General features: G+C 63.5%; 12 protein-coding genes and 1 pseudogene. 12 read left to right on the forward strand and 1 reads right to left on the reverse strand.

What is annotated here, in order from left to right; translation table 11 throughout:
* From PJL15_RS22275 to PJL15_RS22330, 12 genes and pseudogenes are all read left to right on the forward strand, one after another.
* Positions 1–176, forward strand: a pseudogene (locus PJL15_RS22275) (lipoyl synthase); the annotation flags it as partial.
* A 340-nt stretch (positions 177–516) separates the two neighbouring features.
* Positions 517–648: a hypothetical protein gene (locus PJL15_RS22280; protein ID WP_281453311.1), complete on the forward strand. Its 132-nt coding sequence runs from the start codon at positions 517–519 to the stop codon at positions 646–648.
* Positions 649–852: 204 nt separating this feature from the next.
* Positions 853–1,308, forward strand: coding sequence for a hypothetical protein (locus PJL15_RS22285; protein ID WP_281453312.1), 456 nt, complete (start codon positions 853–855; stop codon positions 1,306–1,308).
* A gap of 114 nt (positions 1,309–1,422) precedes the next feature.
* Positions 1,423–2,271 carry a COG1470 family protein gene (locus PJL15_RS22290; RefSeq protein WP_281453313.1) on the forward strand — a complete coding sequence of 283 codons (849 nt, stop codon included), beginning with the start codon at positions 1,423–1,425 and terminating at the stop codon, positions 2,269–2,271.
* Position 2,272: 1 nt separating this feature from the next.
* Positions 2,273–2,788, forward strand: a complete 516-nt coding sequence (locus PJL15_RS22295) for a hypothetical protein (RefSeq protein WP_281453314.1) — start codon at positions 2,273–2,275, stop codon at positions 2,786–2,788.
* Positions 2,785–4,035, forward strand: coding sequence for a hypothetical protein (locus tag PJL15_RS22300; RefSeq protein WP_281453315.1), 1,251 nt, complete (start codon positions 2,785–2,787; stop codon positions 4,033–4,035). The genes PJL15_RS22295 and PJL15_RS22300 overlap by 4 nt, the downstream gene beginning before the upstream one ends.
* A gap of 164 nt (positions 4,036–4,199) precedes the next feature.
* Positions 4,200–5,264, forward strand: coding sequence for an FUSC family protein (locus PJL15_RS22305; RefSeq protein WP_281453322.1), 1,065 nt, complete (start codon positions 4,200–4,202; stop codon positions 5,262–5,264).
* A gap of 76 nt (positions 5,265–5,340) precedes the next feature.
* Positions 5,341–5,862, forward strand: coding sequence for a MarR family winged helix-turn-helix transcriptional regulator (locus tag PJL15_RS22310; protein WP_281453316.1), 522 nt, complete (start codon positions 5,341–5,343; stop codon positions 5,860–5,862).
* 110 nt (positions 5,863–5,972) lie between these two features.
* On the forward strand, positions 5,973–6,374 hold the full coding sequence (locus PJL15_RS22315) for a hypothetical protein (RefSeq protein WP_281453317.1): 402 nt from the start codon (positions 5,973–5,975) through the stop codon (positions 6,372–6,374).
* The gene (locus tag PJL15_RS22320; RefSeq protein WP_281453318.1) at positions 6,371–7,309 is read left to right on the forward strand and encodes a serine/threonine-protein kinase; all 939 of its coding nucleotides are present in this window, start codon (positions 6,371–6,373) and stop codon (positions 7,307–7,309) included. The genes PJL15_RS22315 and PJL15_RS22320 overlap by 4 nt, the downstream gene beginning before the upstream one ends.
* A gap of 73 nt (positions 7,310–7,382) precedes the next feature.
* Positions 7,383–7,643: a GlsB/YeaQ/YmgE family stress response membrane protein gene (locus PJL15_RS22325; RefSeq protein ID WP_281453319.1), complete on the forward strand. Its 261-nt coding sequence runs from the start codon at positions 7,383–7,385 to the stop codon at positions 7,641–7,643.
* Between the two features lie 190 nt (positions 7,644–7,833).
* Positions 7,834–9,120 (forward strand): hypothetical protein, encoded by a 1,287-nt coding sequence (locus PJL15_RS22330; protein WP_281453320.1) that lies wholly within the window; start codon positions 7,834–7,836, stop codon positions 9,118–9,120.
* Here the strand turns inward: PJL15_RS22330 and PJL15_RS22335 are convergent.
* The gene (locus PJL15_RS22335; protein WP_281453321.1) at positions 9,117–9,872 is read right to left on the reverse strand and encodes a ZIP family metal transporter; all 756 of its coding nucleotides are present in this window, start codon (positions 9,870–9,872) and stop codon (positions 9,117–9,119) included. The two genes, PJL15_RS22330 and PJL15_RS22335, sit on opposite strands and share 4 nt — an antisense overlap.
* Between the last annotated feature and the right edge of the window lie 188 nt (positions 9,873–10,060).

The following is a 10,060-nucleotide window of genomic DNA, read 5'->3' on the forward strand; positions in this document are numbered from 1 at the left end:
TCGGCTTCCTCGGCGTCATGTCCGGGCCGCTGGTCCGCTCCTCCTACCGCGCCGGCCGCCTCTGGGCCACCGCCATGCGCAAAAAGGGCTGGGACATCCCCGAAGCCCTGGCCCACATCGAGTCCTCAGGCACCACCCGCCAGGAAGCCTCCACCATCCTCGCCGCCCACAGCTGAACCAGCCCACAGCTGAACCAGCCCACAGCTGAACCGACGGCGGCAGCAGTACCCCGCGAGGATGCCGGGATCAATGAGGTGTTCGCAATTTGTGGCGACGCTGGCCAGCCCGCGGGCGAATATTCCGACGCTGTTGGGCTGGCGCGGGACATCGCCGAGCTCACCAGCGGTGCGATGGCAGTGCGCGTGACACCTTGCCCCAGCCTGCCGAATAAGCCAAAAAGCGGAAGCACGACGGCGGTCTGGTCACCTATTGAAGGCGACCAGACCGCCGTCGGGCGTTAAGTCATGGAGCTGAAAGCATCGAACATTAGCGCAGTTTTTGCTCAAGATGGGCACAATGTTGGCGCACCAACGCAGGATGGCCTTCATTTACGCCCACCAAGGCCGTGTCCACTCCTTGGACAAGTTGTCCGCCCCTGAGTACTTCGTGTCCCGCCACGGCTGGGATGACAGCTTGCCCACCAAGTAGTTCGAGCCGAGAAGCCGAGTACCCGCATCGGGCATGTGGGTATTTCCCAGCCTTTGTTCGAACAAAAAAGTGAGGTAATCCGAATCGTAGCCACGGGACTTGCCTTGACTGAACCATTGGGTGCATCGCTTCATCCGCCAGCAACGGCCGGATGCTGGGGGTTGCTCTGCGGCTCCCCGGACAGATCAACCAAGGAGTCACATCATGCGCAAACTTTCCAAGAAGAGCCGGATCACCGCCGCAGTCGCAGGCGTCGCCCTGGTAGCAGTGGGTGGCGGGGCCGCCTATGCCTACTGGACCACCACGGGTTCAGGCAGCGGAGCTGCTACCAACTCGGCCGGCGGCGGAACCGTTACTCTCCACGCCACATTCGCGGGCGGCCTGGCTCCGGGCAACTCCGTCCCGGTGACGTACACCGCCGACAACTCCACCACCTCCGGAACCGTTGTGGGAGCCCTGAACGCAAGCGTGACCACCAACGTGGCAGGCTGCATGCCCGAATGGTTCGAGGTCACCGCCGTCACCTCCAACAGCTCCGTGGCAGCAAACACCACCGGTACGCAGGTGGGCTCCGGAACGCTGAAGTTCAACGACAGCACCACCGTCAACCAGGACCCCTGCAAGTCGGCCATCGTGACGGTCACCGTCGGCAGCCTGTAAGACCTCGACGCCGGGGCCCGCCTTCTGACGGCGGACCCCGGCTCCTCCTTTCCTGCAGTTTCACACAAGCATCCACAGCCAACGCACCCGAGCCAACGTCCGAAAAGAGCCTCCATGGACCACCGCCCAGAGCGCACCGCATCGTTCCACCGACGCGGAGTCGCGCGTGCGTTGATGCTGGTCCTGATGATGGCCGTACTTCCGATCGCGGCCCTCGCCGCCAGCAACGGGCAGGCCAGCGGTCAGGGAAACGCGGCAAAAGCGCCCGTGGGGATCACGGTGACCTTGTCGCCCTCCAGCCGCACGGTGGACCAGGGCCAATCCACCACGTTCACGGTGTCCGCGACGTCAACGGGCGGTTTCACTGGACCCGTGACGTTCACGACCACCGGGCTGCCGGCAGGCGCGAGTGCCAGCATCGCGCCGTCGTCGGTAAGCCTCACCTCCGGAGGCACCGCGCAGGCAACCCTGACGGTCGGAACTGCAACCACAACCCCGGTGGCCAAGACCGATTTCACGGTCAAGGCGGGCAACGGGACGATCGTGTCCAATGCGGCGCCGGGTCAGTTGCAGGTCCTGGAAGTAAAACGGAATTTCGGCGTAACCGGGTCCGTGAATGGCTTGCTCGCACCGGGCGTCTCGAGGTCCGTGGAACTGCAAATCTCCAACTCCGGCAACAAGGGCATCGCCGTGACCAATCTTTCCGTCGCCATCAGCCAGGTGGTCCGGACTCCGGCGGCAATTGCGGCCAACCTTCCGTGCTCTGCGGCTGACTACAAGCTCACCCAATACGCCGGTGCGTATCCGCTGACGGTGGAGCCTGGCGTTCGGACACTGTCGGCTCTTGGCGTACCGGAATCGGGCTGGCCACGCATTACGATGTACGACACGCCGCAGCTCCAGGATGGTTGCAAGGGCGCGACCATCCAGCTCACGTACTCCGGCACAGGACAGGGCAACTGACATGAAGACGACAGTCCGGAAACCCCGCATCCCTGCTACCGGCCGGCTCGCGCGGACCGCCGCAGCCACTGTTGCCCTTTGCGTGCTGGGCGGCGTGGGATCGGCCTACGCGTACTGGAGTGCCTCGGGCCTCGGCGCTGGAGCGGCCACGAACGGCACAATGCAGAACGTCACGGTGGACGCACTCGTCCCGGGCGACACCCTGCAAACCAGTTTGGTCCCGGGTGGAACCGCCGACGTCCTGGTCCGGGCCACAAACCCCAACCCCCACGCCGTCACCATCTACGGATTCGCCGCCAACGGAGCCGCCACAGCCGACGCCTCCCACGCAGGCTGCACCACCACCGGCGTGACATTCACGCCGCCCGCTGCGCCACTCGCCACCCCGATCACCATCTCTGCGAACAGCTCCATGCTGGTGACGCTCCAAGGAGCAGCGAGTATGGGTGCTGCTTCCGTTTCTGCCTGCCAAGGCGCCCAATTCGCCATCCCCGTGACGCTGGAGGTCCGAAAGTGAGCCAGGACCGTCAGGTATCGCGCTTCAGCATGGGGCGTTGGAACCGCATCTTCGTTATTGCCTTGGGCATACTCCTTATTTCCTGCGCAGGGCCAGCCGCGAGCGCGTTCTGGGGTTCCGTCAGCAGCGGTTCCGGCGCCGCCAAGGCCGACTCCGTCGCCCAAGGGGCAAAGCCGGCCACCAGCGTGTCCGGCGCCACGGTTACGGTCAGCTGGACGGCAAGCACGACGGCGGCAGGCCGGTCAGTGACCGGCTACAGCATCGCCCGCTACGGTTCAGCCGTTGGTGGTACGCGAGTAGCCGCCACCGGCTCCTGCCAAGGTACGATCGCCGCTCTTTCCTGTGCCGAAGCCAACGTCCCGGCGGGGACCTGGTACTACACGGTGACGCCCCTGTTGTCGCTTTGGCAGGGCATCGAAAGCACCCGCAGCACGGGGACCACGCCGATAACGGACACCACACCCCCCAACGCTCCGGTGGTGAATGCGCTTGCGCAGATCAACGCGGCCATCGCAGACAAGGTCCCGGTGAGTGGCACAGCTGAGGCCAACTCGTCGCTCACCCTCACTGTTTCAGGTACGGGTGCGCAACCGATATCCCAGACGATCGCGGTGGACAGCTCAGGGAACTGGACGGCCTTGCCGGTCGACGTCAGGAACTTTGCCGACGCCACCATCACCTACTCCGCCAAGGCCACTGACGCAGCCGGAAACACCAGCGTCGCTGGAACGGCGACTTCGTCCAAGGACACGACGGCTCCGACGGTGACGAATGTACAGCTTGGAAACGGCGGCGTCGCCAACAAGCTCGACAAGGGCGACACAGTGACCCTGACGTTCTCCGAGGCGCTCAAGGCCAGCACCATCTGCAGTACATGGACCAACAACAGCACCACGCAAACCATTAACGGAAATGGGCAGGTGACAGTCAGTGTGACCGCACAGGATACGCTCACGGTTACCAGCAGCGTTTGCGCCATCAACCTGGGCAGCGTGGCACTCGGCGCCGATTACACATCGACGGCACTGACCTTGAACGGCAATGGCAACGGGAACGTCTCGAGCCTGGCCTGGAACCCCACGGCCAAGACCCTCACGATCACCCTTGGCACCGGAGGTACCGGCGACAAGACAGTTCCCACGGATCCGGCGGTGTTCCCCACATACAACCCAGCCGCTGGACTCACGGATATCGCCGGCAACAAACTGGACACCGCCCCGGTCTCGGGAGGAGCCGCCCGCTTCTGAAGCGGCCCGCTTCCAAACCGGGGCGATCCCGCCAGCTTCCAGGTGATGAGCCCCACTAACTGCACTCGATTCCGCAGTAGCCCAGCAACCGGAGCGTAACCTTGGGAGCGGACGCCAGCGCCGCCGTCGTACGTTTGATCCTGCGACGAAAGGCGAGCCGCCCCTTGAAGGCTGTAGCGGAAATGTTCACGATGGGTCCTGGCAACAAGGACCACCATCCCGCCCTCCGCTGCGCAGTAGGTGTGTTTGTTCCGCTGATTACGTTGACGCTGATAGGCCGGCTGGATCTGGCAGTGTTTGCTTCCTTTGGGGCCTTCACGGGTATCTACGGACGGAATGAACCCCATAGTGTCCGTTTCCGCAGCCAGTTGCGCGCCGGCGGCTTCATGCTTTTCATCATTCTCCTGGCCACCCTCCTGGCCCGCTTCGCTCACACGTGGGGTATCGAAGGTGCCGCCTATTCATGGCTCCTGACGGCCGCGACCACTGTGGTGGCCGGAGTTTGCTCGGTGGTGGTGGCAGCGTGGCGCTTGCGGCCAGGCGGCTCGCTCTTTCACATTTTCGCTTTTGCCGCCATCGCTTCGATCGCAGCCCAGCCGCCTCTTTGGGAAGCCCTCCTGGTGGCGGTCGGGACGACGGTCTTCTGCTTGTTGATCGGTATGTCGGCCCGCGTGCTCAAAAGCCACAGGACGCCGTGGAAGCGGCCACCCAGGATCCGGCACACCCCTGCTGAGCGTCGGGCCATCTGGTTGGAGGGCGCGGGTTACCTCGTGGCCGCAGGCCTGGCCGGAACCATTGCCACGTTGGTGGGGGAGCGGCTTGGCTTCGGGCACACCTATTGGGCGATGGTGGCGGCGGTGGTTCCCCTGGTTGGACACTCCACGCGCCACAGGGTCAGCCGCGGCATCCAAAGGATCGCCGGAACCGTGCTGGGACTGGTGGTCCTAGCGGGCATCCTTTGGCTGAATCCTGCGCCGTGGGCCATGGTTCTTGTGATCGCTGCGTGCCAGTTCGGGGCGGAGATGTTCATTGCCCGGCAGTACCTTGTGGCGCAGGTGTTCGTGACGCCGCTGGCACTGATTGCCACCCTCCTTGCCGCGCCTGTCGATCCTGGGTTGCTGCTTCGCGACCGCATCATCGAGACAGTCATTGGTGCCGCCGTCGGCGTTGCAGTTGTGGTTGCCCCGGCTTTCTGGCGGCGGGTACAGGCGACTCGACGAACAGCTTAAACGTGCGGTCCTGATCGTGTTGTCAGCAGGACGACTGCAAATCGCCTAGTATCAATTGCTTAGACAATCAAGATACATGTCTACCAAAGGACTGGTGATGAGCGACAAAAGTGAACGTCAGGGCTATTGGTATGGGCTGGAGAGCCGCAAGCAGATAGGCGCCGTGGACGTCTTGAATGCGCTCAGGGACTACCGGGCCGCGGAAGCCGAGATGCGCCGGCGCACCCGCGCCTCGATGGGCATGGGCGAAACCGACCTGGTGGCTTTGCGGTATCTGCTCGAAGCCGAACGCGCGGGCCGCGACGTGGGCCCCAAGGAGCTGGCTGTCCGTTTGGGCGTCACCTCGGCGTCCATGACGTCCCTTGTTGACCGCCTGGTGAGGTCGGGTTATGTCACCAGGGAGCCCCATCCCACTGATCGTCGCGCCTTGATTTTGCGCCCAACCCCCGGCTCGGACCAGGAAGTGCGCAGCACCTTGGGTGACATGCATGCCCGGATGATGGAGGCTGCTGAAACCTTGAGCAGCGAAGACTCTGCCGTAGTGGTCGAGTTCCTGAGGCGCATGCGAAAGGCGATTGACGGCATCGCCGTTTCCTGATTCAAACCCTCGAGGGGCCCTGGGCCTGGCTCTCCGACTGGACTTAATTCATAAGTACACATATAACTAGATAGCCAAGCTACTTACTAGGGAATGTGTGGGAGAGAACGATGACAGTCGCGCTGCGTGAACCAAGCTCCACACCAGTGGCTGAAAATACCGTGGAAGCACTCACGGAACAGGTACTTCCCAGGGGGCCCGTGCACTGCGGGTCACACATGGCCATCTCCGCCGGTCCATCCTACGACGCCATGAAATGGGTCTCCGTGGAACCAATCTGGCCGGAATGGGCATGCGGTTGCGGATTCCGAATGGACATTGACGCCCTGGATCCCGTGAGCGCCGTATGGATCGCCGCACTTCGCCGGCAGAGCCTCCAACACGAACTGGCCATCTCGCAGAACACCCTTGCGCTGGCCTTCAAGAAAGCCGTTGACGCCGGAGTCAACCCCCACGCCCTCGCCGAGGTCGCCGGAGTGCCCGCCGCCGAGATCGAAACCCTCCTCGGGTGACAACCCTTCACGTTGCGGCTGACCGCGCTGATCGCGGGGCTGCATGCGAAGGCGTTGGGCGCGAGGACACCAAGCTCCACAACACTGCGCACGCGGAGATCGTGCCCAAGGAAATAGTGCTTGCTGGCCGCTACCGACTGGGCGGCCCCTTGGGCGGTGGCTCGGAGGCCTACGTCAGGGAGGCCTTTGATCTGGAAACCGGTGCCAAAGTGGCGGTCAAGATCTTCAGGAATCCCGACCCCGCCAATGATGTCCCCTTTCGTCGGGAGATGGAGATCCACAGCCGCCTGCGGCACAAGAACATCGTCCGGGTTCTCGGTTCAGGAGCCACCGGGCACCATGCCGCTACAGAGAACCGCAATTTCCTGGTCATGGAACTGGTGGAGGGAAGGGATCTGCGGACCATCCTGGATTATCACCCTGCTTCACCCCGTGAGACAGCCGAGTGGATGGGTGGAATTGCACGAGCCTTGGCGTACGTACACCGCAAGGGGATTGTCCACAACGACATCAAACCCGGCAACATCCTGGTCAACCGTGCTGGTGCCCAGGAGGCGGCTGGTGGTCACGACGGGATCGGCGTCGCGCAGTTGACCGACTTCGGGATTGCCCTCACTGGCAATCCCTCGGCGGCAGTTTCGTCTTCCGGCACTCCGCATTACCTCAGCCCGGAAGAAGTGCGTGGTGGAGCATCCACCGCTGCAAGTGATGTGTATTCGCTGGGTCTGGTCGCCCTCGAGTGCCTGACCGGAACGAAAGCATTTCCTGGCCCTCCCCTCGAGTCCATGGTTGCCAGGACTCTGGGGGAACCCCGAATTCCCGGCACGGTCCGGCGGCGCTGGTCCATGGTGCTTCATGCCATGACAGACCCCGAACCTGCCGGCAGGCCGTCTGCCAGCCAGGTCGTCGGAATGTTCCGACGACTCAGCTGGTAGCCAACAATCAGGTCGATAGCGGCATGCGTCCTTATGCCGAACTGGGACCTCTACATGAAAGAGAGAATGAAAAATGGGCATCATCGGTTGGATTGTTTTGGGTTTGATTGCCGGAGCCATCGCAAAGGCCATTAAGCCCGGCCGCCAGGGTGGCGGCTGGATCGCCACGCTTCTGCTCGGCATCGTGGGCGCAATCCTGGGTGGCTGGATTGGCAGCGCACTCTTCAACGTGGGCATCAACGAGTTCTGGTCGCTTTCCACCTGGCTGCTCGCGATCGGCGGCGCACTGCTGGTCCTCATCATCTGGGGACTGCTTACCCGCAAGAAGGCCTAGCACCACGTAAGGCCCAGCATTACCAAGAGGCCCTGTCCCCGCGCATCACGCTGCGGGGGCAGGGCCTTCTTGCGTTGATCTGGTGGCAATTCCTGGTCACAAATGCTCCGTACGGCTGAGACTCCGGGCCGCTTCAACAGTTCGGTTACGCTGCTCGAAGCCACCAGAATCCGCATGCCAAGGGCCACCAATGACGCACTCTTCAGCTGCCACGTCCAACCCCGCCTCGTTACCAGAACCGGCGCAAGATCCGGTGCCACAACAGACGCCACAACAGACGCCACAACGGGTGCCCAGCTACGGCGCCGCCGGCACTGCGTTGGGGGCCTTCGGCATGGCGGCCGTGGTGGGCCTGTTCGCACTGCTTCTGAACTTCGTTGCCAAGGGTTCGCCCGTAGCGGGCCCATCCTTCGAAGACTGGTTGTCTCAGGCCAACGACTCCCCGCTTTCGGGCCTCCAGTGGTTCCTCGGCGATATGACAGAACCCTTGCTCTACAAGTCGGACCTCGCAGCGCTGGGGTTGCTAGCCGGGGCAGCCGTGGCCTGGTGCGTTGGCCGGAGTCGAAAGTGCCTGCGTGCAACGAAATGGGTGGGCCAGCTTTCATACGGCACTGGTCTCTGGCCATGGGTACTGACGTCCGCGTCGCTGAGCCTGCTGTTGTCCAACCTGGCGTTCGGCTGGATGCTCGACGACGGCTGGCAGCCAACGTTCGTGCCTTTCGTTTGCGCAGCCCCGGCCATGGTCTTCCTCTATGGGGCAGGCTGGAGAAGCTGCGTCACGGGAGCCGTCCTGGGGGCGATCACCGTAACGCCGCTGGCTTTGCTTTTCATCCCCACGGTCGCAACCCCGCTGGGATTGCCGCCCGTGGTGGGCTGCGTCCTGGCGATGGCGGTTGGCTCCGCTGCCGCCTTCGCGGCCGCCCGCCGCCTGCCATGGCTTGTCCTGCGGAAGCCGGACCCGCCTGCCGAAGGCCGCCATCCGGCGTCGGGCTTCACTCGCACGGTCCGCAAGGACGCCAAGGTTGCCGCACGCCGCGTGCTCAAGGACTTCACTGAAACGCACTTCTTCGCCAACGAATTGGCCAGCGTGGGCGTGATCCTCGGGGTGTCCGTGGCGTTCGTGCTGAGCCCCGGACTTCCGTCGTACGGTTCGGCATTGCTTCCCCATATCCTGTTCGCGCAGGCCCTGACCTCAGCTGCCGGCGTGGTCCTGTGGCGGCGTTGGTACCGCGACGAAGGCTGGGCCGCCAGCTACGCCTCCGTGGTGTCAGTTGCCCCAGCAGCCGTGCTGGCTTCGGGGGGTTCCTGGACGGGGATCGTAGGCGGCGCCGTGCTCGGCGCCGCCCTGGCACCACCGATTGCGCGGGCCATTTCCGCGCGACTGCCGGCGGGCTTTCACCCGGTGATCGGCAACACTGCCGCCATGGCGCTTTCGACGGCGATCGTCCTGCCTGTGCTCGGGCTGCTTGGCCGCTAGCCACCCACATGGTGAATGGTGAAGGCGCTGAGGAATCCGACGGCGGCCGTCAGTCCGGTGAGGTTGTGGTGCTCTTCGAAGGCCTCCGGGATCATGGTGTCGACCAGCATGGCAAGGATGCCTCCGGCGGCAATGGCCGTGATGAAGGCGATGACTGATTCCGGCGCATTTTCCAAAGCGGTAAAGCCAATAAGGGCAGCTACTCCGCTGAACACGGCGATGCCCACCCATGTGCCAAAGACGTAGGCAGGACTGCGCCCGGACCGCTTCATGCCGGCAGTGCTGGACAGCCCTTCGGGAACATTCGAGATGAAAACGGCGGCGAGCATGGCCGGGCTGACCGCGCCGCCGGCAAGAAGCCCAACGCCCAGGACCACCGATTCGGGAATGCCGTCAATGAGTGCGCCTACTGCAATCGCCGTGCCACTTCCGGGGGAGTCCTTTTCCGATGGCTGGGATCCGCCGGAACGCTTGCGGTGCTTGGCTCCGGCGCGTGCCAGCAGAATGTTGGAGCCCACAAAGATCAGGGCGCCCAGAAGGAAGCCCAAGGCTGTCGGCAGAAGCCCACCGCCCTGGACAGCTTCGTCGACCAGTTCGAAGGCCAATGCGGAGATCAAAACCCCTGCGCCGAAGGCCATGACCGTGGAGACGATCTTGGCCGGCACTTTCCACATCCAGGCGATTCCGGCCCCCAGAACCAGAGCCCCTCCGGCCAGCGTTCCCCAGAGCAAGGCCTGCAACCACATCGGCATATCTTGTGCCCTTTCCTTGGCTGTTCAGGTGCACCAAAGAGTGTTTCACAGGGCGGGTGCCGGCCCTGCGGTTTTCTTGAGGTTTTCCTGAGGAAGTGCTGATCGAACACAGGATTTGTTCTTGATCCAGGCCCGGCAAAGTAATTCCTGTCAGCCACACAGGCTGAAAAGAACAGGCCGGCCGGTCT

Source organism: Paenarthrobacter nitroguajacolicus (assembly GCF_029952445.1).
Taxonomy (GTDB): Bacteria; Actinomycetota; Actinomycetes; order Actinomycetales; family Micrococcaceae; genus Arthrobacter; species Arthrobacter nitroguajacolicus_B.